The following is a 25,833-nucleotide window of genomic DNA, read 5'->3' as shown; positions in this document are numbered from 1 at the left end:
CCTCAGGTTCTATTCAGAAATCACCTTGCTTCTCTGTAATTAACGAATAACGAAAACAGGAACATGAGCGTAACGAACAATACTTGCCGCCTCCGATCCTAACAAATGGGTTTGAATATTGGGATTTCGCGAGCCGACAATAATCGCGCCGACGGCAAGTTCATCCGCCAGCTTAATAACCTCATCACGAACATTCCCGCTACGGACGTGGAGATGAACACGCTCTTCTGGCAGATTTACTTTTTTGACCAGGTCAGACAGCTTTTCTTTTGAATTATTAATCATATATTCATCCATCTTGCGCGCATCTGAAATAAAACCACGCGTCAGTTCGGCTGAAAATTTGGGCATGACGTGCAGCAAATGAATGTCACCCGTTGCGCTTTGCGCCAGAAACTGTGCATGCTGCAACGCTTTATCCGCCAGGCTTGTCTCGTAGACATCCACCGGAACGAGAATGTTTTTATACATATCGAGCATCCTTTTTATAACCAACACGAGAGTGAATGAAGCAAAAAAACGCATTAAATGCAGGGGGTTGCCCTTAATGACAGTTACGATAAAAAGAGATGAACAATATTAAACGTAGCACAGGAATATCAGATTTAGCGTTTCCCCACTGATAATGGTTATTTAACATTTATCTTTTCGCCGACTATGCTCATAGTCAGCTACCGCTTCCGGCTCATGGAGGAATGTATGTATGGTTTAAGCCTGATCCGCCTGGGTATGTTTATTGCACTTGCCATTATCGCCAGCACGGCGATTGGTCTATTTACCTATATGGTCGTCACTGTTCTGGCAGAATAGTGTCACCCCCTGTCCAGGTTATGGAATAAATAAAACAGTTATTTATTAGGGGAATACAGTGAACCGCTATCTCTCTCTTTTACCGTTCGTTTTGTTAACGCTCACGGCGTGCGACCCAAAACCGAAGCAAGCTTCCCCCCTTCCCAGGATGGTAAAAGTGGCGGAGGTGACGGTTCCCGGTCACGCCCAGCAGCGCGTTTTTCCCGCCCGCATTGAATCGGGCGATGCCACAGACCTTTCCTTCAAGCGCGCCGGTCAAATTGAAGCGCTCGATGTGCGTCAGGGCGCAGCCATCAAACAGGGGCAACAGCTTGCCAGACTGAACGCCCGTGAAGCCCAGCAGAGGGTTAATGACAGACAAACGGCGGCGACGCTGGCCCAGAGGCAGTTCGACCGCTTCCAGACGCTGGCGGGCCGCCAGGCGATTTCGAAAGCGGAAATGGACGTGCAGCGTGCGAACCGCGATTCGGCGAATGCGGCGCTGCAGATTGCCCGGGAAGAGCTAAACCAGATGACGCTCGTCGCCCCCTTCAGCGGGACGGTGGCCAGCGTACATGTCCGAAACCATCAGGTGGTGTCTGCCGGTCAGCCTATTGCCACGTTAACCCGCACCGACCTGCTTGACGTGGTGTTCAGCATCCCTGAAAACCTGTTTAAGGCCTTTGATATCCGCAACGCGCAGTATCGCCCCGTGGTGAAAATTAACGCCATGCCGGATCGGGAATTTACCGCCGTCTACAAAGAGCACTCGGGCAGCAGCGACAGCAATACCCTGACCTGGCAGGTGATACTGACCATGCCGCGGCCAGATGATTTTCCCGCCGTCGGCGGCGTAAGCGGTACGGTGACCATCAATTTAACCAACCTCCCGGCGGGCGCGGACGCTCAGGCGCTGGTCGTACCGGTTGAGGCAGTCTTTAACCCGGACAACAGCCCGCGCAATGAGCCGCACGTCTGGGTCGTAACGGGCGAAGGCGACGCGCTGCATCTGGAAGACCGCAAGGTCAGCGTGGGGCAAGTGAGCACCGAAGGGGTGGTGATTACCAGCGGGCTTAAGGCGGGCGAGCGCGTGGTGGCCGCAGGCGTTGGTGAGCTCCATGCTAACCAGCCGGTGCGTATCTGGACGCGTGAACGGGGACTGTAATGGATATCTCTCGTCAATTTATTAATAACCCTGTTCGCGTCTGGCTAACGATCCTGCTGCTGGGCATCGGGGGTATTTTTGCCCTGTTGAATATCGGCAGGCTGGAAGATCCCGCCTTTACCATCAAAACCGCAGTGGTGGTCACCCACTACCCCGGCGCATCCGCTCAGCAGGTTGAAGAGGAGGTGACGCTTCCGCTGGAGAATGCTCTTCAGCAGCTGCCTTATCTGGACAACGTGAGCTCCATCTCTTCAAACGGTCTGTCGCAAATCACCGTTAACATCGCTTCTCGCTATCACTCGAACGAGCTGCCGCAGATTTGGGATGAACTGCGACGCCGCGTGGGCGATGCCTCGCGTCAGTTCCCGCCCGGCGTCGTCACGCCCTTTGTGAATGACGATTTCGGCGACGTGTTCGGCTTCTTCTTCGCCATTTCCGGAGATGAATTCAGTAATCCTGAACTGGTGCGATATGCGGAGCAGCTGCGCCGGGAGTTAATTCTGATCCCTGGCGTCGCGAAGGTCGCCATCGGCGGAGCGATTAGCCAACAGGTCAACATCGATATCTCCCTGACCAAAATGGCCGCGCGCGGCATTACGCTGAACCAGCTTTCCGCCCTGCTCAGCAGACTTAACGTCGTTTCCAGCGCCGGAGAAATCACCTCCGGCACCGAATCCATTCGCCTGCACCCGACCGGTGAATTCGAGAATCTTGATGAACTGGCGGATATTATCATCACGCCTTCCGGCGCCGGGGCGGCGACGCGTCTGCGGGATATCGCCACGCTGTCGCGCGGGCTGAACGAATCGCCGGCCAGTATCTACCATGCCAACGGCAAAAAAGCCGTCACCATGGGCGTCTCGTTTATTCCCGGCGTGAACGTTATCGACGTGGGCCACGCGCTGGAGGCGAAGCTAAACCAGATGTCGGCGGAAAAACCGGCCGGCATACAGATAGACCTGTTTTACGATCAGGCAGCCGAAGTGGGCCAATCCGTTAACGGTTTTATTATTAACTTCCTGATGGCGCTGGCAATTGTCATCGGCGTGCTGCTGGTCTTTATGGGCGTACGCAGCGGGATCATCATCGCGTTTTCTCTCGCGCTCAACGTGCTGGGCACGCTGCTGATTATGTATCTGTGGGGCATTGAGCTGCAGCGCATCTCGCTCGGGGCGCTGATTATCGCCCTCAGCATGCTGGTGGATAACGCCATCGTAATTGTCGAAGGGGTGTTGATTGCCCGACAGCAGGGCTCGCCTCTGCTGACCGCCGTGAACTACATCATCCGCCGCTCCGCCCTGCCGCTGCTGGGGGCGACGGTGATTGCCATCCTGGCGTTTGCTCCTATCGGGCTGTCGCAGGATTCCACCGGGGAATACTGTAAATCCCTGTTCCAGGTGCTGCTAATTTCCCTGATGCTGAGCTGGTTCTCGGCGCTCACCCTCACCCCGGTTCTGATTAAGTGGTGGTTGTTTAAAAACGACAGCGCGCCCGATAAAACCGACGAGTCAGATCCTTACGACAAACGCCTCTACCGCGCTTACCAGCGCCTGCTTAACACGCTGCTGCACCATAAGGCACCGACGCTCATTGTGATGGCTGCGCTGCTGGCCGCGTCTGTCTGGGGCTTCGGCGCCGTACGGCAAAACTTTTTCCCGTCGTCTAATACGCCGATTTTCTTTGTCGACCTGTGGTTACCTTACGGTACGGATATCAAGTGGACCGAGAAAATGACCAGCGATATTGAAAAGACGATCAATGGCCAGCCAGGCGTGGAGACCACCGTCGCAACCATTGGTCAGGGAAGTATGCGCTTTATTCTGACCTACAGCGGACAGCGCCAGTACAGCAACTATGCGCAGATCATGGTGCGCATGGATGACCAGCGCAACATCTCCGCCCTGACGCGCCACGTGGACGAGTACATCGCGCGAAACTATCCGCAGGTCAACGCCAGCACCAAGCGCGTGATGTTTGGCCCCTCCGGCGACAGCGCCATTGAGGTGCGCATTAAAGGCCCCGACCCTGACAGGCTGCGTCTGATAGCCAGTCAGGTGGACGATATTCTCACGCGCGACCCGGCCACGGGCAGCGTCAGGAACGACTGGCAAAACCGCAGCAAGGTGATCCGCCCACAGTACGTTGCCGCCCTGGGCCGCGAGCTTGGCGTAGATAAGCAGGACGTTGATAACGCGCTGGAGATGAACTTCTCCGGCAGCCGGGCTGGGCTGTACCGGGAAGGCAGCGACCTGCTCCCGGTCGTGGTGCGCCCGCCTGAGAGCGAACGGCTGGACGCCAATCACCTGAACAACGTGCTGGTGTGGAGCCAAACGCGGCAGCAGTATATCCCGTTGAGTAACGTCGTCAGCCGCTTCTCGCTGGAGTGGGAAGATCCGCTCATTCTTCGCCGCGACCGCTCGAGGGTGCTGACGGTGCAGACGGACCCGGACCCGCTGAGCCAGCAAACCTCCGGGGACATTCTCGCCCGCGTGAAGCCGCAAGTAGATGCCCTTCCCCTGCCACACGGCTACAGCATCGAGTGGGGGGGAGACGCGGAAAACTCCAGCGAAGCGCAGCAGGGGCTATTCACTACGCTACCTCTCGGGTATCTGGTGATGTTTGTCATTACGGTGCTGATGTTCAGCTCGGTGAAAAATGCGGTCGCCATCTGGCTGACCGTACCGCTGGCGCTGATTGGCGTGACGCCGGGATTTTTACTTACCGGCATTCCCTTTGGCTTTATGGCGCTGATTGGTCTGCTGAGCCTGAGCGGCATGCTCATCCGCAACGGCATCGTGCTGGTGGAAGAGATTGAGCAGCAGAAAACGCAAAAGGATCAGCACGAGGCGATCGTGTACGCCGCCACCTCGCGCCTGCGACCTATCCTGCTCACCGCGTTCACGACCGTACTGGGCCTGGCTCCGCTGCTGCTGGACGTTTTCTTCCAGAGCATGGCCGTTGTGATTATGTTTGGACTGGGGTTTGCTACAATCCTGACGCTGCTGGTACTCCCCGTTATCTATGCGTGTTTCCATCGTAAGGACGAAGCCAAACCACAATGAATGCGACAGGGCTGAACATTATCAAGACGCTGGGCTGTATGACGGCGGTGACCTTCTTTACCATCTACAACACCTGGGATCATTATGATTATGACTACCACTGGATCCTGGGGTTTTTAACCTTTATCTCGACGATTGCCACGCCGCTGTTTTTTGTGGTTGCGGGCTATCTCGACGGACAATCACGGCACGGCACCCGCTGGCAACTGGGTAAAATTAAAAGTCTGGTGATTGTTTTTCTGTTCTGGATAACGATCTACTACCTGTGGGAGCCCTATCAGCGCGGGTATTTAATCCAGCCCTGGTTCGTGTTCGCCTTTGTGGTGATTTACACCTTCCACCCGGCGGTGGAGTGGCTCAGCCAGCGGCGAGCGCTGTTCTGCGGCGCGATTGCCGCCCTGCTGCTCTTTTCCTACGGATACGATCTGCTATCGGCGCTCTATCCTGAGGCGCACGCCCTTTCTCTTTCACCGCAGTATCGGCTGTGGACGTGGCTGCTGTTTTATCTGACGGGGCAACTCTTCTGCGACCCGAAAATTGCCGAGTGGATTAGCCGCAAAAATGTGGTCAGGGCGGCGGTTGTCGCCATCCCGTTTATCTACCTCTTCACCTGGTTTTACGAGCGCCACTTCTTCTTCGCGCTGTTCAAGGCGGACAGAAACGCCTTTATTCTCACTGGCTCGCAGATCTACATCCTGATTATTGCCCTGGTGATTGCGGCGAACGGCGTGCGCTTTCGCCGCAATGCTGAATTTAAGGAGTCCATTCTGGCCGCCATCAGCAAAACGATGACCGGCGTGTATATTGTGCACTACTCGGTGTTTCATCTGCTGACGGCGCTGATACCGGTGACCTCTCTCGGTATGAAGCTGGCGCTGATTGTGCTCACCTTCGTCACCTCTGTTCTGTTCTCCATGCTGGTATTGTCTAACGCCGTGGCAAAAAAGGTGATCACCCTTTAGAAGCCTAAGCGCAGCCAGGCAAAGAGCACGTTGCCGTTGTTATATGTTCCGGGAATATAGGTGAACTGGACGGTAACGCGCTTATACCCGGCGGAAAACAGCGGGAAGATAAACGGTAGCGGGACATAGTTTGCAAAATCATCTCGCGCCGTGATGCCCGCCGCGGCACCGAGTCCAAGGCGGAAATCTTTGGCATTATCCAGATACCAGCCCTTCTCCCAGCCATAGCCCATCGCGGGCTGCCATTCGTTGTGCGAGTCCTTGAACATCATTGCGAACAGCGCGCTCCAGTTGCCCTCTTCGTTATAGCGGGAAACGCCCAGCCCGCCGCCCCACGGCATTTCATTGTAATTGTCGGTTTTTTCTTTGTCGTACATAAAGCGAGCGTGCCAGCTCAGAAACGGCAGGTACAGGTCGTAACGTTGGGGCTCTTCCCACGTTTGTGAAATATCATCCGTCAGCGCATTCCACCAGCCGCTGATACGCTGTTCACCATAGACGTTGGGCTCCGCATGAAGCGGTGCGACGAATAAAAACAGAATCATCCAGAATGCCGAAAAGGTGCGTTGCATCGTTATTCCCTCAGCTTAACTTACGCAGCGGTCACTATTACTGTAAACCATTCAGCCTTTAACGGAGCCAGAAGACACAATTATCTCGCCGCAGGCGAAGATGAAATTTATTTATTCAGCACCATCCGGAAAGATAAAAACGTTTTCTCAGGCGTTTTGTCGCGGTAGTCTCATAGGTTCCGTTTATATGACGGGCGCAATGTGAGTGACCTTTTCTTATACCAATAATTAAAAATCAGTACGGACAGGACAACTATGGACTCCACCCTCATCTCCGATCGTCCCAACGAGGAGACACCTTCGCTCAATCGTGCCCGCCGCGCAGCCTTAGGCAGCTTCGCGGGTGCCGTCGTCGACTGGTATGACTTTCTGCTTTACGGCATCACTGCCGCCCTGGTGTTTAACCGCGAGTTTTTTCCCCAGGTCAGCCCCGCGATGGGCACGCTCGCCGCGTTTGCCACCTTCGGCGTCGGCTTTCTGTTTCGCCCGCTGGGCGGGGTGATCTTCGGCCACTTCGGCGACCGCCTGGGCCGCAAGCGCATGCTGATGCTCACCGTCTGGATGATGGGGATCGCCACTGCGCTTATCGGTATTCTCCCCTCGTTTGCCTCTATCGGCTGGTGGGCGCCGGTACTGCTGGTCACCCTGCGCGCCATCCAGGGCTTCGCCGTAGGCGGCGAATGGGGCGGCGCGGCGCTGCTGTCCGTTGAGAGCGCGCCGAAGCACAGGAAAGCGTTTTACAGCAGCGGCGTACAGGTCGGGTACGGCGTAGGCCTGCTGCTTTCCACCGGTCTGGTATCGCTCATCAGCCAGCTTACCACCGACGAGCAGTTCCTGAGCTGGGGCTGGCGCATTCCGTTCATCTTCAGCATCGTGCTGGTCATCGCCGCACTGTGGATCCGTAACGGGATGGAGGAGTCGGCTGAGTTTGAAAAGCAGCAGGAAAAACCGGCCAAGAACAGACGTCTTCCGGTCATGGAAGCCCTCGTCCGGCATCCTGGCGCTTTTCTGAAAATTATCGCCCTGCGCCTGTGCGAGCTGCTGACGATGTATATCGTCACCGCGTTTGCCCTGAACTACTCGACGCAGAATCTCGGCCTGCCGCGCGAGCTGTTCCTGAATATTGGCCTGCTGGTCGGCGGGATCAGCTGCCTGACAATCCCCTGCTTCGCCTGGCTGGCGGACCGGTTTGGCCGCCGTCGCGTTTACATCACCGGGGCGCTGATTGGCACCCTCAGCGCCTGGCCATTCTTTATGGCGCTGGAGGCGCAGTCGATCTTCTGGATTGTCTTCTTCGCCATCATGCTCGCCAACATCGCTCACGATATGGTGGTCTGCGTGCAGCAGCCGATGTTTACCGAACTTTTCGGCGCAAGCTACCGCTACAGCGGCGCGGGCGTGGGCTATCAGGTCGCAAGCGTGGTCGGCGGCGGATTTACGCCGTTTATTGCAGCCGCGCTGGTGACCTTCTCCGGCGGCAACTGGCACAGCGTGGCGATTTATCTGCTGGCCGGCTGCCTGCTGTCGGCAGCAACGGCGCTGCTGATGAAAGAGACAAGCCACGGCTGATCTCCCTTTTGTTTCACGGGCGTGTGACATACTATCGGGTAGAGTCGCACACCTGTGGAACAAGGAGACAGAGATGAATAATAAGGGCTCCAGCCTGACCCCGGCTCAGGCGCTGGAAAAACTCGACGCGCTGTATGAACAGTCCGTCAACGCGCTGCGCGGCGCCATCAGCGAATATATCGAAACAGGGAAACTTCCCGACCAAAAGGCCAGAACCGAGGGCCTTTTTGTTTATCCATCGCTCTCTGTGACCTGGGACGGCAGCGCCAGCAGTAATCCCAAAACCCGCGCCTACGCGCGCTTTACCCACTCCGGCTGCTACAGCACCACCGTCACCCGCCCTGCGCTGTTCCGACCGTATCTTGAAGAACAACTCACGCTGTTGTATCAGGATTACGGCGCGCACATTGCCGTTGAGCCCTCGCAGCATGAGATCCCGTATCCGTACGTGATTGACGGTTCGGCGTTAACCCTTGACCGCTCCATGAGCGCGGGGCTGACCCGCCACTTCCCGACCACCGAGCTTTCACAGATTGGCGATGAGACGGCCGACGGGATTTATCACCCGGCAGAATTTTCTCCCCTGTCGCACTTTGATGCCCGCCGGGTCGATTTCTCCCTGGCGCGCCTGCGCCACTACACCGGTACGCCAGTCGAACATTTCCAGCCGTTCGTGCTCTTTACCAACTATACCCGCTACGTCGACGAGTTTGTCCGCTGGGGCTGTAGCCAGATCCTCGACCCGGAGAGCCCGTATATTGCGCTGTCCTGCGCGGGCGGGATCTGGATCACCGCTGAAACCGAAGCGCCCGAGCAGGCGATCTCCGACCTGGCGTGGAAAAAGCACCAGATGCCCGCCTGGCACCTGATCACCGCCGACGGCCAGGGCATCACCCTGATCAACATCGGCGTGGGCCCGTCAAATGCCAAGACCATCTGCGACCATCTGGCGGTACTGCGCCCGGACGTGTGGCTGATGATTGGCCACTGCGGCGGCCTGCGCGAAAGCCAGCTGATTGGCGACTACGTATTGGCCCACGCCTATCTGCGCGATGATCACGTGCTTGATGCGGTCCTGCCGCCGGATATCCCAATCCCGAGCATCGCCGAAGTACAGCGCGCGCTGTATGACGCCACCAAAGAGGTCAGCGGCATGCCGGGCGAAGAGGTTAAACAGCGCCTGCGCACCGGCACGGTCGTCACAACGGATGACCGCAACTGGGAGCTGCGCTACTCCGCCTCCGCGCTGCGGTTCAACCTGAGCCGCGCGGTGGCGATCGATATGGAGAGCGCCACCATTGCCGCGCAGGGGTATCGCTTCCGCGTCCCTTACGGCACGCTGCTGTGCGTCTCCGATAAGCCGCTGCACGGCGAAATTAAGCTGCCGGGCCAGGCCAACCGTTTCTACGAAGGGGCAATCTCCGAACATCTGCAGATTGGTATTCGCGCCATTGATTTGCTGCGGGCAGAAGGTGACAGGCTCCATTCCCGCAAGCTGCGCACCTTCAACGAGCCGCCGTTCCGCTAATAACGATAAGGAAAAACAATGTCCAGCACATCTCCGATCTCTGCCCTGCGCCACTGGCTTGAGGCCAGCCATCTCGACGGGATGATCGTCCCGCGGGCGGATGCCTGGCAAAGCGAATACTGCGCGCCCTACGACGAAAAGCTGGCCTGGCTGACGGGCTTTGACGGCTCGGCCGGCGTGGCGCTGGTGCTGAAAAACAAAGCGCTGCTGTTCGTCGACGGGCGCTATCAGGTTCAGGCACGCGTTCAGGTCAATACGGATGAGGTTGAGATCCACCACCTTCACAACGAGCCGCTGGCAGAATGGCTGGCAGAAAACGTTGAGGCAGGAACCCGCATTGGCTTTGATGCGCTGTTGATGACAAATTCAGAGTTTGAGCAGCTGTCTGCCACGCCGTGCGAGCTGGTACCTCTGAAGACCTCGCCGTTTGACACCTTATGGACCGATCGCCCTGCCGCACCGGCGGGGCTTATCCGTGAAATGCCGGTTGAACACAGCGGTGAACGCAGCGCGGACAAACGTCAGCGCGTCGCCGCCGTGCTGGCAGAACACAATGCTGATTTCCTCGCCGTTACCCTGCCGGATAACATCGCCTGGCTGCTAAACGTGCGTGGCTCAGATATCCCCTTTAGCCCGGTTCCTCTTTCCTTCGCCCTGCTCAGCCGTGATGGTAGCGTTGAGTGGTTTGTTAACGACAATAAGCTCAGCGCCCTGCCTGACGGTGTGCGCAATGCGTTCACCGTTGCGCCGCAGGATACCTTTATTGAACGCTGCCAGCAGATTGCTGTAGGCAAACGGGTGATGATTGATGCCGATTCCGCGCCGGTGGCCCTGCGCTTCGCCGTTGAGCCACGGGGAGAAATTGTCTGGCGGACTGACCCCATCACCCTGATGAAAGCGACTAAAAATCCGGTCGAGCTGGCAGGCTATCGCGAGTGCCATCACCAGGACGGGGCCGCGTGGGTCAACTTCCTCGCCTGGCTGAGCCGTGAAGTGCCGCGGCGCGAGGCGGCAGGACAACCGCTCACCGAGCTGGACGCGCAGGCGCAGCAGCTTGCGTTCCGTCAACAGCAGCCGGGGTTCATCGAGCAGAGTTTTGCCACCATCTCCGCCTCTTCGAGCAATGCGGCGATGTGCCACTATCATTCGAGCGAGGCCAGCAATAAGCCTATCGGCTATAACCATTTTTACCTGAACGATTCCGGCGGCCAGTATGTTAACGGCACCACCGACGCCACGCGCACGCTGGCGTGGGGTAATGTCGATCCACAGCGGCGCCTGCACTACACCGCCGTGTTGAGAGGCTTTCTGTCGCTGATTACTCTGCAGTTCCCCTCTGGTACTCAGGGGCATCAGTTGGATGCCTTCGCGCGTCGCCCGCTGTGGGAGATGGGGCTGGATTACGATCACGGCACAGGGCATGGCGTGGGCCATCAGTTGCTGATCCACGAGAACCCGCATCGCATCGCCAAAAAGGTCAACCCGTGGCCGCTGGTGGCGGGCAATATCATGACGATTGAACCAGGATACTATCTGGGCGATAGCCACGGGATTCGCATTGAAAACCAGGTGGAGATTGTGGAGAGCCGTCCGGGGTTCTGCAAATTTGCCTCGCTGACGCTGATCCCGATCGACTTAAGTCAGGTTGAGCTGCATCTGCTGAGCGAGCAGGAAAAGCAGTGGCTGGATGCGTATCACCGGCAGGTACGCGAGGTGCTTTCACCTCTGGTGAACAGCGATGCGCGTCCGTGGCTGGTGGAAGCGACGGCGCCGATTGGTTTGTAATTTCGTGCGGTCTGGTGCCCTCACCCCAACCCTCTCCCACGGGAGAGGGTGCACACACTAAAAACGGCAACAAGGTTGCCGTTTTGCATTTACCTTGCGCAGAAAAGCAAAAAGCCTGCTTTAAAAGCAGGCTTTTTAAATTTGGCTCCTCTGACTGGACTCGAACCAGTGACATACGGATTAACAGTCCGCCGTTCTACCGACTGAACTACAGAGGAATCGTGTGAACGGGGCGCATATTATCGATGCTCCCCCATGATGTCAAAGGCAGAATGCACATTTCCGATCGTTTGCCGAATTATTCTCCACTTCGCGCAATTGTCAGGCATTCTTTCGCGGATATTTCCACAGCCAGCGCCCGCTGACCATCCGCCAGTAGAACAGCGCGCCCCGCACGGCCCAGTCGAGGAACATCCCCAGCCAGACGCCGACCACACCCCATCCGAGCATCACCCCGAGCGTATATCCCGCGACAACGCGACATCCCCACATGCCCAGCATCGATACCCACATCGCAAAGCGGGCATCGCGCGCCCCTTTCAGCCCGGCGGGCAATACCCATGAGGCCGCCCAGATAGGCATGAAGGCCGCGTTGAGCCAGATGAGGATCTTAACGACCTCTTTAACGTCGTCTTCGTGGGTATAGAACGAGGCCATCAGCCCGGCAAACGGCGCGGTTCCCCAGGCGATCAGCGTCAGCCCAATGGTCGACAGCCAGAACACGTGCCGCAGCTGCCGCTCCGCCTGGCCTATCTGCCCTTTCCCGAGCCGCTTACCCGTAATAATGGTCGATGCCGAACCCAGCGCGTTACCCGGCAGGTTAATCAGCGAGGCAATAGAGAAGGCTATAAAGTTACCGGCGATAACGTCGGTGCCCATCCCGGCGACAAACATCTGCGTGAGCAGCTTCCCGCCGTTGAATAACACCGATTCAATGCTGGCGGGAATGCCGATCCCCATCACTTCCCAGATAATGGCGAAATTAAAGGGGCGGAAATAGCTTTTTAGCGTCAGACGCAGGGAGGGGGTAATCCCCGCCATCAGTACCCCGATGATGGCTGCCGCACCGATATAGCGTGAAATGGTTAATCCTAGTCCGGCACCGACGAACCCCAGCCCCTCCCACGAGAACACACCGTAGATCAGCACGCTGCTGATAATGATATTCAGGATATTCATCCCGCCGTTGATCAGCAGCGGAATTTTGGTGTTGCCCGCCCCGCGCAGCGCGCCGCTGCCAATCAGCGCAATGGCCGCCGCCGGATAGCTTAAGACGGTCATTTCCAGGTAGGTCAGCGCCAGGTCTTTAACCTCGTTAGTGGCCTCCCCGGCGACAAAATCGATAATCTCTTTACCGAAATAGTGGATCACCGCCGCCAGAACGATCGAAAAAATGGTCATGATCATCAGCGACTGGCGGGCCGCCTCGCGTGCACGTTTGGGATCAAGCTTGCCGAGGCTAAAGGCCACCACCACCGTCGTCCCGAGATCTATGGCGGCAAAGAACGAGATCACCACCATGTTAAAGCTGTCCGCTAGCCCAACCCCAGCCATCGCCTCTTTCCCCAGCCAGCTTACCAGGAAGGTGCTCAAAACTCCCATCAGCAGAACGCAGGTATTTTCCAGGAAGATAGGCACGGCAAGAGGGGTGATTTCACGCCAGAACAGGACACGATAGCTTTTACGTTTTGCATACCATGGCGTGCGCGTTATCGCCTGGCGTAAGGAGGCAGTGACGTTCAAAATGGACCTTAGCGAGAAAAGTTGAAACTCCATTTCAAATGATGGGGGACAAATGCTAATCCTGCAAAGTATTTTCCAGAAAAAGATGTGTGGATTTACAACAAACTGACGACAGAATCAGCAATCAGTCGATTTTCCCTAAGATCAGGTTTGACAAAACTTTTTTCGCCGCTAAGATAAGCCTCCACAACGATTCCTCTGTAGTTCAGTCGGTAGAACGGCGGACTGTTAATCCGTATGTCACTGGTTCGAGTCCAGTCAGAGGAGCCAAATTTAAAAAGCCTGCTTTTAAAGCAGGCTTTTTGCTTTACGGATGAGGGAAAATGAACGCTCTGTTTGTCTACGGCACGCTGCGCCCGGGCCACGCTAATGCGCATATTCTTGAAAATATCGGCGGCGAATGGCTGGCCGGTTCCGTATCCGGCACGTTTTACGAACGCGGCTGGGGCGCCGCGGCGGACTTCCCGGGAATTGTGCTCCACCCTGACGGACCCCGCGTCGAAGGCTATCTGTTTATCTCGGATAACCTTGCCGCACACTGGCAAATGCTGGACGAATTTGAAGACGGCTACGATCGGGTTGAGGTCATGGTAACCACCCTTGAAGGCAAGCAGGTTCAGGCCTGGATTTATCAGCTACAGCCGCGTTCTGAATCATAAAAAAAGGCTCTCTGTCACCAGAGAGCCTTTTTCACTATTCGCTGCGATTACTCGCTTTTTGCTTCGCCGTTTTTGATTTCGCCCATCACTTTCAGCTTTTTAGAGATGTCACGACGCTCTTTGGACAGCTCAGCATTTTTGATGATGTAGTCATCAACGCGGTCTTCATAGTCGCTCTTCATGCTGGCGATGATGCCCTGAATAGCTTCAACGCTCATACCTGGCTTGATGTAGTCGCTCAGGTTGTCGAGCAGCAGAACACGTTTCTGGTTGTCACGGATCTTCTTCTCAACGTCCTGGATTTCACGCTGCAGCTTGTTTTTGCGGCGGAACAGGCGGACGAATTCCAGAACATCCTGGAATGAAGGCTTGGTAGTTTCCATTTTTATACCCCTGATAATGTGAGATTCGGATTCGTTAAGGCAACCGTTGTAACAATAACCTTACTGACAGCGGCTACGAATGACAATGAGTATATCGTTTAAAGCTATCATAACCCCAAATGCTGCTGAATCGAAGCAGCAGGCGTCACATAAGCCTTTTATTTGCGCAGCGCCCGGCAAATAAGGTGCGATAACAGCTCAAGCTGCCGCGCCAGTTCCATGCTCAGCCAGACGTAGCCATGAATAGGCGTTTCCGCCACGTTATCGCTCTGGCGTTCATTGATTAACTGCTTCAGCTCCGCGACGATCTCATTCAGCCGCTCGCTGTTGGCCAGTATCGGCTGCGGGTTCCCTTCATAGAGCGCATGGGCAATGGTCAACAGCGTTTGCTGCGTCATCTGCTGGGTCTCTCTGAGGGTCTGCGCGTTAAGCATCAACAGATGGCTGGGACGCGAGGCCCAGTGCGCGTTGATCTGCAGTTCAAGCATGCAGACCAGATTGCGGCTTACCGTCTGGATGGCTTCGAAAATCGATTTCTGAATATGGGTTTCTTTGCTGGCAGGCGTGATCAGGCCGCGCATTTTGACCACGTCGTTGAGGATCGTTTGCAGATGCTTTTCCAGCCGGGGACGTTCGACCAGATTCGGGGAAAAACCGGCCTGATAGACGCGGTTAAAGGCGGTGACGTAGTTCGCCATCTGAATACGCCAGTGCAGAAAAGCCCGCTGCGGCCAGATGCCGGTGAAGAGCATAGCCAGCAGTGACCCCAGGATAACATCCCCGCTTCGCCACAGCGCCGTGGTCATATCCCCGGCGGGCGCACCGACAACCACCGCGAGAGTAATCCCAATCAGCAAGGCCTGATAAGGCTTTTTGCCCAACGCCAGCCAGCCGCACAGGAACATGCCGGCCCCGCACCACGCCAGCATCACGGGAAATGAGATAAGCTCCAGCTTCAGGGCAATAAGCCCAAGGGCCGAGCCTAAAACCGTCCCGCCAATTCGCTCAAAGGCGCGTGGAACAACGTTCCCCCAAAACGAGATGGGCCCCATTACCACCACCAGGGTGATCAGCGGCCACGTCCCTTCCGGAACATCCAGCAAACGGACCAGTACAAACGTCAATACGAACGCCAGCGCGATGCGACATCCGTGCACCACGCGGTAATGTTTGTACAACCGAATTTCAAAAGGGGTTAATGATTTGTCGGGACGCACACCCGCTCTCCAGCTACACGGCAAATCACAATTGTACTGTGTTTTCAGCCGGGCGGATCGCTCCCGGCTGAAAAACCCTTCATTTAGCAGGCTTAAGCCGTTTTATGCTCTACCGCGATATACATTTCGATATCCCAGTAGCCGTCTGTATTGCCGTCATTGAGATAGCGTTCGAAGCAGGGTTTAAGCGCCATCTGGTACTTATTGTCCTGCAGCAGAGAGTTGAAGAACTGATACCACGGCGTGGCGAAGTCGTAGTTTTCCACGCGCGCCGTCGCCACGGCATAATCCCCGGCCGCGATTTCCGTCATCATGACGCCTTCGCTGTTTTCAGGAATAACGAAATCGTCCGGCACCGTAACGGCCGTATCGCAGCGCAGTTTTTCTGCCGGGACCTCATCCGGATTATCGTAGTAGACCGCAACCCACTCCAGCGGCTCAATGTGGCGCCCGTCCACCCACATCACCAGCTGTTCAAAGCCCTGTTTAACCGTTTGTTCCCAAGGTCCGACCAAATGAAAACCGGCAATCTTACGTTTCTGTTGCTGCTTGATGCTGTAGTCCATGCTGCCTCCATTTATTACTGTATATACATACACTATAAAGCGGATTTTGAGGGTTCAGCAAACGAGAAGTGTTTATTATGTGAGCAGACTCGCAACCCTGCCAGTCTGCCCATCAGCGGTTAAAGCGTGTGGTGGAGATAATCGCTCATGCGAGAGAACAGTCCGCCCTTATCAACGGCTTCCAGCGTCACCAGCGGCCAGTGCGCCACCACCTTGTCGCGGTCATAGAGCTGGATCTCCCCGACCCGCTGATGCGCAGCAATCGGCGCTTCCAGCTCTTTTTTATCCAGCACGTATTTGGCTTTGATGTTCGGCACTTCCGCTTTCGGCAAGGCCAGCCAGAAGTCCTGGTCGGTACCCAGTTTCACCTGCTCCTTATCGCCGTACCAGATACGCTCTGTCCCCACTTTTTTACCGCTATGCAGGATCTGCACCGTATCGAAGTTCTGCTGCCCCCAGTGCAGCAGTTTTCGGGCCTGGTCCTCACGCCCCTTCGGGCTGTCCGCCCCCATCACAACCGCGATTAAACGACGCTCCCCGTCAACGGCGGACGCAATCAGGTTAAAGCCCGCCCCCGAGGTATGTCCCGTTTTAAGGCCGTCCACGTTCATGGTTTTATCCCACAGCAGCCCGTTACGGTTTTGCTGGGTGATCCCGTTCCAGGTCAGGCTCTTTTCGCTGTACATATGGTAAAACTCAGGCTCGCCGTGAATGATGGCCCGGGAAAGTACGGCCAGGTCATAGGCCGAGCTGTGCTGGCCCGGCGCGTCCAGCCCGTGGACGGTTTCAAAGTGCGTATCGCGCAGGTTCAGCTTCTGCACGTAGTCGTTCATCATCTTCACAAACTGCGGCTGACCGCCCGCCACGTGATCGGCCAGCGCCACGCAGGCGTCGTTGCCGGAATCGACAATCAGACCGCGGCTTAAATCACGCACGCTGACGCGATCGCCCTCTTTCAGGAACATCAGCGACGAGCCGTCAAAAACCGGGTTGCCTTTTGCCCACGCATCACGCCCGACGGTGACAATGTCGTCCGGCGTAATGCGATGGCTATCAATGGCCCGATCAACCACATACCCCGTCATCAGCTTGGTCAGGCTCGCCGGATTGCGTTGTTGATGTTCGTTGCCCGCCGTTAAGATCTGACCAGTCGTGTAGTCCATCAGCACCCAGGAGCCAGCCTGAATGGCCGGAGGCTGCGGCGAAAAATCCAGTGGTTCGGCCGCAAAAGCAGATGAGACACTCGAAGCGAGTAAAGAAACAGCAATAAACAGACGGCGTTTCAACGGTATATCCTCAGGTCATTAAAAATCGATGACCTTTTTACGGGAGTTCTGATGTCGTTACCTGGCTTAATTGCAAAAAAATGTGACAGAACGCAGGTTTTTTCCTGAAGCTGGCGCGCAAATTTGCTCGACGGCGGTGCTTTTTATTCGGTCTGAACCGCACGATCGTTTACCATAGTGGCGTCATTTTTTAACAGGATGGTATTACTGGTGTCTGACTCTGCCGCTCGCCCGACTTTTTTATTCCATGACTATGAAACCTTTGGCGCACACCCGGCGCTGGACCGACCGGCGCAGTTTGCAGCCATCCGTACCGACGACGAATTCAACATTATTGGCGAGCCTGAGGTCTTTTACTGCAAACCGGCTGATGACTACCTGCCGCAGCCAGGGGCGGTCATGGTCACCGGGATCACGCCTCAGGAAGCGCGCGAGAAAGGCGTTAACGAGGCAGAATTCGCCCGACGCATCCACGATCTGTTTACCGTCCCCAATACCTGCGTGGTCGGTTACAACAACATCCGCTTCGATGACGAAGTGACGCGCAACATCTTTTATCGCAACTTCTACGATCCCTATGCCTGGAGCTGGCAGAACCGCAATTCACGCTGGGATTTGCTCGACATCATGCGCGCCTGTTATGCCCTGCGTCCTGAGGGCATTCACTGGCCGGAAAATGAGGAAGGGCTGACGAGCTTCCGGCTGGAACACCTGACGCGCGCCAACGGCATCGAGCACAGCAATGCCCACGACGCGATGGCGGACGTCTATGCCACCATTGCCATGGCGAAGCTGGTGAAAAACGCGCAGCCCCGGCTGTTTGAGTATCTGCTGAGCCACCGCAGCAAGCAGAAGCTCATGACCCTTATCGACGTGCCGCAGATGAAACCCCTGGTGCATATTTCCGGCATGTTTGGCGCCTGGCGCGGCAATACCAGCTGGGTCGCGCCGCTGGCGTGGCATCCGGACAACCGTAATGCGGTCATCATGGTGGATTTAGCCGGCGATATTTCGCCGCTGCTCGAGCTCGACAGCGATACCCTGCGCGAAAGGCTTTATACCCCGAAAAATGAACTCGGCGATCTGCCTGCGGTGCCGGTCAAACTGGTGCATATCAATAAATGTCCGGTACTCGCGCAGGCGAATACGCTGCGCCCGGAAGATGCGGACAGACTGGGCATTAACCGGCAGCACTGTCTCGATAACCTGAAAGTGCTGCGCGAAAACCCGCAGGTGCGCGAGAAAGTGGTCGCCATCTTTGCCGAGGCGGAGCCGTTCGTGCCCTCCGAAAACGTGGACGCCCAGCTCTACAACGGCTTCTTCAGCGATGCCGACCGCGCGGCGATGAATATCATTCTGCAAACCGAGCCGCGTAACTTACCGGCGCTGGATATTACTTTCGCCGATAAACGCATCGAAAAACTGATGTTTAACTACCGCGCGCGTAACTTCCCCGGCACGCTGGACGAGGCAGAGCAGGATCGCTGGCTGCAGCATCGTCGCAATGTCTTTACCCCGGAGTTCCTACAAGCCTACGCCAATGAGTTACAGAAACTTTACGTTCAGTATGAAGGTTACAGCGAGCAGCTGGCGCTGTTGAAAGCCCTGTATCAGTATGCACAGGAGATTGTTTAAGCCCGAATGACACGGTCTCACTTTCATATATGTGGGGTATCAGAGAGTATTTATGACATTTTTATGGCAGAAAAATGTCATAAGACATTCATTGCCCCTAAAAATCATGATAAAATCGCAACTTACATGATAACAGATTAACTTACTTTTAAAGCCTCTAAAATGATTTACTTACAACTCTTTGCACTACTTGTATTTGCTATTTCATCTCACAGATGGATCTTTTTAAAATCAATTACCACTAGCATTATTTTCGTACTGTTTGCTTTTTGGTATATTTCAAACATGTTTACTGGCTATGGTGTCACCGACGCCGTTTATTACCAGTTATTTAATACAGCACAAGGCACATCGCTTGATGATATTTACAGCAAGTTACAAGTCGGATTGATATTTATTATTATCATTTTGGCAACACTTGCATGTAGCGTATATTTAAAATACAAAAAAAAGGACTTACTCCCCCTAAAAAAAACAACATTCATTTGGTCTCTCATTTTAATTAGCATAATTCCATCACAGTTTATTTCGAACATTTACAACTCAACCAAAGACACCTTCTTTAATGATGGTGATGCCGCCGCAGTAAAAAAAGAATATAAAAAAGCAACTGCGCAATTAGATAAAAAATATAATTACGTTTTTATTTATGCCGAAAGTCTTGAAAACACATTCCAGAGCCTGGATGGAACAAATTACACGCCAGGCCTGAGCGCGCTTGCAAATAAATACATGCAGTTTACCAACATACGTCAACCACCAATCCGGGGCATTGGATGGACCATGGCGGGATTAGTAAATACTCAATGCGGTATTCCACTTATCATGGAACAAGGTAATTCTGGAGCGAGCTTTGTCAACTTCCTGGGTAAGGCTGACTGTGTAGCTTCATGGTTTGGAACTCAAGGCTATCAGACCGAATTTATTCGTGGTAGTCAGAAAGAATTCGCTGGGGGGGATAAATTCCTCGAGCAACATGGTTGGCAATCGCAGCACGATAAAAATTATTTCGCAGAAAACCTTCTTGCCACACCTGATGATGTCAGTGGATGGGGAATTCATGATGACTTATTGCTTAAGCATGCATGGGATGAATTTTCACGTATGTCCCAGCAGAAGCAACCGTTCCTGCTATCGCTCCTGACAGTAAATACGCACTCCCCGGAAGGGACATTTTTGAAAGCCTGTGAGAATCATGTACCTAAGAATGAGCAGTATCCTATGCTTGCCTCAGTGGCTTGTTCAGATTATCTGCTGACTGATTTTATAAATCGAATAACGAATAGTCCCTGGTTCGAGAATACTATCGTCGTGCTGGTATCAGATCATCTAATGATGGCAAATAGTGCCTCTCCTCTCCTCGATAAGGTGAACCAGGAGAGAAGAAACCGTTTCATTATTATCAAAAAAGATTTGAAACCCACTGTTAATAATACTGAAGGCACTTTACTCGATGTCTGGCCAACTGTCCTCGATTTATCTGGCGCAGCGGTGAAAGAGTTAGGGTTTGGAAGCAGCTTACTCGACAGTAAAAAGGGCAAATTGATAAAAAATTACGAACTTGGTCGGACTAAAGATTTCTTTGCCTATGCGTCGCAACTTTGGAACTACCCATCATTAAATGATGGAATTAAACAAACTAACAATGGGATAGCTATAGGTTCAGAGGAATATAGTTTACCTGTATATTCTGCTATTGAAGCTAATGGGCAATTGAAAGCATTATGGTTTGAAGCTTTTGCCATGAATGCCCAAAAGGTCATCCAAAAAGATAATGATTTATTCTATGCTAATCTTTGCAGAAATATGAACATCAATGAAGATGGTATTTGTTCTTATATTATATCCAGAAACTCGATAAAACAGGTTCGTGTTAACAGCACAGGAGTAGCATCAGAAAAAATCATTAACAAAAAACCGATCTTGTATCAAAGTGATATTTTAGGACTTTCTTCAGCCACCTATACTGCTACAAGTGGAGCTATGATAAATGACCGGGGTGTAAATTTAGGATATGGTTTTAACATCATAAAGCTGGGCTCAACTCATGAAGGTATTTCGTCTGATATTGACACAGTGGTGAATTATTCAACCTGTGTTTCAACCACCATTCCCGAAGATGAAATTACTGAATTTTTACAACAGCAGAAGGGGCCAGTCATTTTCGCATCCAATGACTCCGCAGTATGCGCTGACACTGCGCCAGTTGAAAAACTTGCTGACATTCTTAATACTCCTGAACTTTCAACATTGAAATTCAGGCAACAAGTGATTGGTATCTACAAATCAGGGCATAGCGAGATAATGAAAGGAATTCCAGATCTTCCCTTTGATATGTTCATTGATACAAGGAATTATAAATTAATTACTCTTTGTGAAGCATTTATGGATTGCCACTAGACAAGCACGTTACACTCTAGCATTTATTGAACAGTGGGGTCTTTTATAAGGGCCTCACTATTTCATCTAAATTTCTGCTTCCACTCTTTCCTCAGTAGCAAATTCACATTATTGAATCACACAAGCTCAGCTCTCTTTCCACCTCCCCGCCATTTACTGAATAAAGCCTAATAAAAGTAGGATAAAATAACCTCCGACTATATCGCAGGTTATAGAAATGTGGTTAGTAAGGACTTATTACCGGTTGTGCCATAGCAGGCGCATAAAATCAGATATTTGTCATCTTTTTTGTTACTAACGGTCCGTGAACGGGTTAATAAGATATGATAGTGATAACTGATTTCACACTTTATCCTTTTTAAAAGGATATTTTAATTATTTTTGTATATTCGCCGTATTTTTACCTACCGCATTCACATCGTAACGGAATCAGAACCACCTGTTTCTGTATTTGTAATTCAGGTCACCAAACTCCTCATACAGCAATTCACATAGATTTCTCAAGATCCCGCCTATTGTCCGGAGCAAAAAATATGTTATATCTAGAGTTCTGTCGGATGTGCGCTAAGTTCTTTTCGCCCCACATTGAAACCCCCTTTTGATTTCTGGTTTGACTCTTGCAGTTGCCAGACTACAAATTGTTAACAAATCAAAAAGAGTTTTAATAACCGACTCTAAGCTGATAGCCTTACTGACCCGCTAGCCTGGCTAGGGTTTTTAATGGCGTAAAAATGCCAGTCAGTGACTGGCATTAAGGATAATTACTGCATGTGGCAAAGTGATTACGCGACGTCTTCGTACTGAGGAACCGGGTTACGGAAGCTCTTCGTGACGCAGGCCAGGTAAATCAGGCCGATACCCGCCCAAATCAGGCCAAGCACCATAGAGCTCTCTTCCAGGTTAACCCACAGCGCGCCCACGGTCAGGGCACCGCACATCGGCAGGAACATATACTGGAAGTGATCTTTCAGCGTCTTGTTACGCTTTTCACGGATCCAGAACTGAGAGATAACCGACAGGTTAACAAAGGTGAACGCCACCAGCGCACCGAAGTTAATCAGCGCCGTTGCCATCACCAGGTCAAAGTTAATCGCCAGAAGCGCAATGGCACCGACCAGGATGATGTTCATTGCCGGGGTACGCCAGGTTGGATGAACGTAGCCGAAGAAGCTTTTCGGGAATACGCCATCGCGGCCCATCACGTACATCAGACGCGCAACGCCTGCATGCGCGGCCATACCGGATGCCAGTACGGTAATGGTGGAGAAGATCAGCGCGCCAACCTGGAACGCTTTACCCGCCACATAGAGCATGATTTCCGGCTGAGACGCATCCGGATCCTTGAAGCGGGAGATATCCGGGAAGTACAGCTGCAGGAAATAGGTCGAGAAAATAAAGATCAGACCGCCAATCAGCGCCGTCAGGAAGATTGCGCGAGGGATCACGCGCTCTGCATCTTTCGTTTCTTCAGACAGGTTGCTGATGCCGTCAAAACCGGTAAAGGAGAAGCACAGAATGGTTGCCCCGGTAATCATCGGGATCACATGGGCATCACCAGACCAGAACGGCTTGCTGCTCGCCAGAGTGCCGGCGCCTTCGCCGTGGAACACACCGTAAATCACCATGCCAAGAATAACGGCAATCAGGACAACCTGAAGGACGACGATCACGGAGTTAAAGTTGGCAACGGACTTAATGCTGCGCAGGTTAAAGGCGGTCATAAAGGCCACCAGCGCCACGACGAACATCCAGGATGGAATCGACGGCACCAGCGCTTCAAAATAAATTTTTGCCAGCAGAATGTTGATCATCGGCGCGAACAGGTAGTCGAGCAGCGAAGACCAGCCCACCATAAAGCCAACTGTCGGGCTGATGGATTTCTGGGCATAGGTGTAGGCGGAACCGGCAGACGGATAGCGACGCACCAGCTTACCGTAGCTCAGCGCGGTAAAGAGGATCGCAATCAGCGCGAAGCCGTATGCCGTCGGCACATGACCGTCTGTGAGGCCTGATACGATACCGAATGTATCGAACAGCGTCATCGGTTGCATATAGGCAAGGCCCATCATAACAACCGGAATCAACGTAAGCGTTTTACGTAATTCCACGCGAGAGGTGTTTGGAGTTGCGTTATGCGACATAGTTATTCTCCTTTACGGTGATAACCGCCACGTAAGCGAAAAATTGCCCCATTTCTTTCTTCCTCAGCGACAACAACTGTCGGATTTTAGTAAATATCTATCCGGTACGAAGCCCGGCCTCTTGGTTTTTAGTTTCGTTTCGTACATGCAAAAAAAAATAACCGACGCCTTTTATATCGTCGATTATTCATTTGGTTGCAGCGGCCGCATTTTGCCCCACATCGGATACAAAAGGCAATACTTTGCAACGCCCGGTCCGTTTTTCTTTTTGCTAACTGGCTGATTTCTGGACGTCGGGCTGAGAGTAAACGGCGGCGATAGCACTATTTGCTAAAATCTCGTCTCGCCACCAGGCGCTGGCCAGCCCGGCAGTTTGTTCATTCCAGCCTACCCACACCGATTCATTACTGCTTTGAGCAAGTACCTGTTTTTCAACAAGCGCGCCGCTGTCAATAAACCGCTGCGCCAGATAGCGCGGTAAATAGCCGCAGCCCAGGCCGCTTATTTGCAGTTCCAGCTTGGTTTTAAAGTCGAAAACGGTAATGGCTTCCTGCTCATCAAGCAGCTGCGAGGAGACCGAGCATTCCGGACGAGAGCTGTCCCCGACCACGATGGCGCGGTAGCCTTTAATCACGCGACGGTTAAGCGGCTCGGATTCCTGAGCCAGCGGGTGATGGGGCGCCACGGCAAATACCTGCTCCAGCACGCCCAGCCGGGCAAAACCAAAATCACTCAGCTGGGGAGGCTCATGGAGTGCACCGACGAAAATGTCCGCCCTGCCCTGCGTTAAGGCATCCCAGGAGCCACCCAGCACGCCGTTGATAAAGATGAGACGGGTCACGCTGTGGTGTTGATAGAAGGCTTCAATCAGCGGCGTCAGGAGAGAAAACGGAAAGGTATCATCCACGCCAATAACCAGCTCGTTTTCCCATCCCTGATGGAGTTTTACGGCCTGTTTTTCGAGCTCACGAACGGTATGGAGGACTTCGCGGCCTTTTTCCAGCAGCATCTGTCCGGTACGGGTGAAACGTGCGCGGTGTCCGGAGCGATCGAGGATCTGGATATTGAGATCGCTTTCCAGTTTTTGAACGGTATAGCTCAGCGCAGATGGGGTTTTGTAGAGCTTTGCTGACGCAGCGGCAAAGCTCCCCTCTTTTTCCAGAGCATCCAGAATAATAAGAACATCCAGCAGCGGTTTCATGCTCGCCCCCCTTCTGGTGCGCGATCGTCTCCGCTGCGGGTCTTATTCCATGGGCATCACCAGCGGATCGGGATACTGATACTCAAACCCCAGCTCATGACAAATTCGATTGCCATCAACAATTTTGCCTTTGCTGCCATCCTTTACCTCACCAAAAACCGGCGGAGCCAGGCCCAGCTGACGTGCCATCAGCGGGTAAAACGTGCTGCGTGCCGGATGAGAAGGTGCACATATATTATAGATGTGTCCACCTTTCGGAGCCTGTAAGAGTAGCTCAATCGCAGCAACAACATCGTCAAGATGCACAAGATTGACGACATGCTGGCCGTCTGGCGCAGACTTACCGGCAAAAAAGCGTCCAGGATGGCGGCCAGGGCCCACCAGCCCCGCCAGACGGACGATATCGACCTGCGTGCCGGGAAGATTATGCAGCCAGTCTTCCAGCTCTTTCAGAACCTGACCGCTCGCCGTAACGGGACGGCGCTCTGAACTCTCTTTAACAACGCCCTCAACCTCGCCATAGACCGACGTCGAGCTGGTAAAAATGATGCGCGGAACATGGTGCGCCAGCGCGCTGTCGACGATCTCCTGCATCGCCTGCAGATAAAACGACTCGCCCGGGCCACTGCGCCGCGCGGGGAGCGTGATCACCAGCGCATCGACATTCATCAGCGTGTCCAGATCGTCAGCATCACACACCAGCTCCGGTTCAAGGCGCAGCTCAACGCCGTCAATACCGCACATGCGCGCTGCCTCTACCCCATCCGCCGTGGTTTTGCTCCCGGTCACCTGCCAGCCTTTCGCGGCTAATGACATCGCCAGCGGCATTCCCAGCCATCCTAAACCGACAATCGCGACCTTTTTCATGCGAATTCTCCTGACTCTTACTCGTCTTTTATAAGGCTACGCCAGCCCGGCAGAACACACAATTCATAGCATCAATATGAAATGAATTAATGATCAAAAAAAGCCCTTGCAATATGTCGTACAACTGGTTTAGGTTAAAAGACATCAAATGAATAAGCATTCATCGAGAATTTATATGACACGCGTTCAATTTAAACACCACCATCATCACCATCATCCTGACTAGTCTTTCAGGCGATGTGTGCTGGAAGACGTTTGGATCTTCCAGTGGTGCATGAACGCATGAAAAAGCCCCCGGAAGAT

Annotated in this window: 21 protein-coding genes, 2 tRNA genes and 1 other annotated feature (1 of these 24 running past the window's edge); of the genes, 11 read left to right on the top strand and 12 right to left on the bottom strand. The window is 53.7% G+C overall.

Features of this window, described 5'->3' with window-relative positions; all coding sequences use genetic code 11:
* Nucleotides 1–39: 39 nt before the first annotated feature.
* Nucleotides 40–471, bottom strand: a complete 432-nt coding sequence (locus tag UTM25_RS00385) for a universal stress protein (RefSeq protein WP_063441213.1) — start codon at nt 469–471, stop codon at nt 40–42.
* Nucleotides 472–868: 397 nt separating this feature from the next.
* Between UTM25_RS00385 and UTM25_RS00380 the strand changes: the two genes are divergently transcribed.
* From UTM25_RS00380 to UTM25_RS00370, 3 genes are read left to right on the top strand one after another with little or no spacing between them, the layout of a single operon-like run.
* Nucleotides 869–1,954, top strand: a complete 1,086-nt coding sequence (locus UTM25_RS00380; RefSeq protein ID WP_194399583.1) for an efflux RND transporter periplasmic adaptor subunit — start codon at nt 869–871, stop codon at nt 1,952–1,954.
* Nucleotides 1,954–5,016: an efflux RND transporter permease subunit gene (locus UTM25_RS00375; protein WP_194399584.1), complete on the top strand. Its 3,063-nt coding sequence runs from the start codon at nt 1,954–1,956 to the stop codon at nt 5,014–5,016. Before UTM25_RS00380 ends, UTM25_RS00375 begins: the two co-directional genes overlap by 1 nt.
* Nucleotides 5,013–5,978 carry an acyltransferase gene (locus UTM25_RS00370; RefSeq protein WP_194399585.1) on the top strand — a complete coding sequence of 322 codons (966 nt, stop codon included), beginning with the start codon at nt 5,013–5,015 and terminating at the stop codon, nt 5,976–5,978. The genes UTM25_RS00375 and UTM25_RS00370 overlap by 4 nt, the downstream gene beginning before the upstream one ends.
* Here the strand turns inward: UTM25_RS00370 and pagP are convergent.
* The gene (gene pagP / locus UTM25_RS00365; RefSeq protein WP_032668488.1) at nt 5,975–6,550 is read right to left on the bottom strand and encodes a lipid IV(A) palmitoyltransferase PagP; all 576 of its coding nucleotides are present in this window, start codon (nt 6,548–6,550) and stop codon (nt 5,975–5,977) included. The genes UTM25_RS00370 and pagP overlap by 4 nt on opposite strands.
* Nucleotides 6,551–6,805: 255 nt before the next feature.
* Between pagP and shiA the strand changes: the two genes are divergently transcribed.
* The 3 genes from shiA to UTM25_RS00350 all read left to right on the top strand — a co-directional run bounded on the left by shiA (nt 6,806) and on the right by UTM25_RS00350 (nt 11,432).
* Nucleotides 6,806–8,119, top strand: a complete 1,314-nt coding sequence (shiA, locus tag UTM25_RS00360; RefSeq protein ID WP_182930888.1) for a shikimate transporter — start codon at nt 6,806–6,808, stop codon at nt 8,117–8,119.
* 73 nt (nt 8,120–8,192) lie between these two features.
* The gene (locus UTM25_RS00355; protein ID WP_048976440.1) at nt 8,193–9,647 is read left to right on the top strand and encodes an AMP nucleosidase; all 1,455 of its coding nucleotides are present in this window, start codon (nt 8,193–8,195) and stop codon (nt 9,645–9,647) included.
* An 18-nt stretch (nt 9,648–9,665) separates the two neighbouring features.
* Complete coding sequence (locus UTM25_RS00350; RefSeq protein WP_194399586.1) at nt 9,666–11,432, top strand: aminopeptidase P family protein; 1,767 nt, start codon at nt 9,666–9,668, stop codon at nt 11,430–11,432.
* 142 nt (nt 11,433–11,574) lie between these two features.
* Here UTM25_RS00350 and UTM25_RS00345 read toward each other — a convergent pair.
* Together UTM25_RS00345 and emmdR are read right to left on the bottom strand one after the other, a co-directional pair.
* Nucleotides 11,575–11,650 (bottom strand) — tRNA-Asn (locus UTM25_RS00345).
* 103 nt (nt 11,651–11,753) lie between these two features.
* Nucleotides 11,754–13,208 carry a multidrug efflux MATE transporter EmmdR gene (emmdR, locus tag UTM25_RS00340; protein WP_123244567.1) on the bottom strand — a complete coding sequence of 485 codons (1,455 nt, stop codon included), beginning with the start codon at nt 13,206–13,208 and terminating at the stop codon, nt 11,754–11,756.
* 161 nt (nt 13,209–13,369) lie between these two features.
* Here emmdR and UTM25_RS00335 point away from each other — a divergent pair.
* Together UTM25_RS00335 and UTM25_RS00330 are read left to right on the top strand one after the other, a co-directional pair.
* Nucleotides 13,370–13,445, top strand: a tRNA-Asn gene (locus UTM25_RS00335).
* 53 nt (nt 13,446–13,498) lie between these two features.
* Nucleotides 13,499–13,834 carry a gamma-glutamylcyclotransferase family protein gene (locus tag UTM25_RS00330; protein WP_063441226.1) on the top strand — a complete coding sequence of 112 codons (336 nt, stop codon included), beginning with the start codon at nt 13,499–13,501 and terminating at the stop codon, nt 13,832–13,834.
* Nucleotides 13,835–13,881: 47 nt separating this feature from the next.
* On the opposite strand, the gene UTM25_RS00325 is transcribed toward UTM25_RS00330, so the two are convergent.
* The 4 genes from UTM25_RS00325 to dacD all read right to left on the bottom strand — a co-directional run bounded on the left by UTM25_RS00325 (nt 13,882) and on the right by dacD (nt 17,286).
* Nucleotides 13,882–14,217, bottom strand: a complete 336-nt coding sequence (locus UTM25_RS00325) for a DUF496 family protein (RefSeq protein ID WP_008499467.1) — start codon at nt 14,215–14,217, stop codon at nt 13,882–13,884.
* A 158-nt stretch (nt 14,218–14,375) separates the two neighbouring features.
* Entirely contained in the window at nt 14,376–15,434 is a 1,059-nt protein-coding gene (locus UTM25_RS00320) for an FUSC family protein (protein ID WP_194399587.1), read from the bottom strand.
* 92 nt (nt 15,435–15,526) lie between these two features.
* A complete protein-coding gene (gene sbmC, locus UTM25_RS00315; RefSeq protein ID WP_194399588.1) occupies nt 15,527–16,000 on the bottom strand; it encodes a DNA gyrase inhibitor SbmC in 474 nt (157 codons plus the stop codon).
* 119 nt (nt 16,001–16,119) lie between these two features.
* Complete coding sequence (dacD, locus tag UTM25_RS00310; protein WP_194399589.1) at nt 16,120–17,286, bottom strand: serine-type D-Ala-D-Ala carboxypeptidase DacD; 1,167 nt, start codon at nt 17,284–17,286, stop codon at nt 16,120–16,122.
* 198 nt (nt 17,287–17,484) lie between these two features.
* Here dacD and sbcB point away from each other — a divergent pair, with 198 nt between their 5' ends.
* Both sbcB and UTM25_RS00300 read left to right on the top strand, forming a co-directional pair.
* On the top strand, nt 17,485–18,921 hold the full coding sequence (gene sbcB / locus UTM25_RS00305) for an exodeoxyribonuclease I (protein ID WP_414146743.1): 1,437 nt from the start codon (nt 17,485–17,487) through the stop codon (nt 18,919–18,921).
* Between the two features lie 162 nt (nt 18,922–19,083).
* On the top strand, nt 19,084–21,321 hold the full coding sequence (locus UTM25_RS00300) for a sulfatase-like hydrolase/transferase (protein WP_194399590.1): 2,238 nt from the start codon (nt 19,084–19,086) through the stop codon (nt 21,319–21,321).
* Between the two features lie 782 nt (nt 21,322–22,103).
* On the opposite strand, the gene plaP is transcribed toward UTM25_RS00300, so the two are convergent.
* The 4 genes from plaP to UTM25_RS00280 all read right to left on the bottom strand — a co-directional run bounded on the left by plaP (nt 22,104) and on the right by UTM25_RS00280 (nt 25,530).
* A complete protein-coding gene (gene plaP / locus UTM25_RS00295) occupies nt 22,104–23,462 on the bottom strand; it encodes a putrescine/proton symporter PlaP (RefSeq protein ID WP_194399591.1) in 1,359 nt (452 codons plus the stop codon).
* Nucleotides 23,452–23,514, bottom strand: coding sequence for a membrane protein YoeI (yoeI, locus tag UTM25_RS00290; RefSeq protein ID WP_099458931.1), 63 nt, complete (start codon nt 23,512–23,514; stop codon nt 23,452–23,454). Before yoeI ends, plaP begins: the two co-directional genes overlap by 11 nt.
* A 219-nt stretch (nt 23,515–23,733) precedes the next feature.
* Nucleotides 23,734–24,663: a LysR substrate-binding domain-containing protein gene (locus tag UTM25_RS00285; RefSeq protein WP_194399592.1), complete on the bottom strand. Its 930-nt coding sequence runs from the start codon at nt 24,661–24,663 to the stop codon at nt 23,734–23,736.
* 42 nt (nt 24,664–24,705) lie between these two features.
* Nucleotides 24,706–25,530, bottom strand: a complete 825-nt coding sequence (locus tag UTM25_RS00280) for an SDR family oxidoreductase (RefSeq protein WP_194399593.1) — start codon at nt 25,528–25,530, stop codon at nt 24,706–24,708.
* A gap of 175 nt (nt 25,531–25,705) precedes the next feature.
* Here UTM25_RS00280 and hisL point away from each other — a divergent pair, with 175 nt between their 5' ends.
* Nucleotides 25,706–25,756 carry a his operon leader peptide gene (gene hisL, locus UTM25_RS00275; RefSeq protein WP_001364200.1) on the top strand — a complete coding sequence of 17 codons (51 nt, stop codon included), beginning with the start codon at nt 25,706–25,708 and terminating at the stop codon, nt 25,754–25,756.
* Nucleotides 25,732–25,833, top strand: a sequence feature (His leader region) (it continues 22 nt past the right edge of the window). It overlaps the preceding gene by 25 nt.

It is taken from the genome of Enterobacter sp. 61D5, from assembly GCF_034107965.1.
Classification (GTDB): Bacteria; Pseudomonadota; Gammaproteobacteria; order Enterobacterales; family Enterobacteriaceae; genus Enterobacter; species Enterobacter cloacae_M.
The sequence above is the reverse complement of the archived record's forward strand: the minus strand, read 5'-3'. Positions and strand labels throughout refer to the sequence as shown.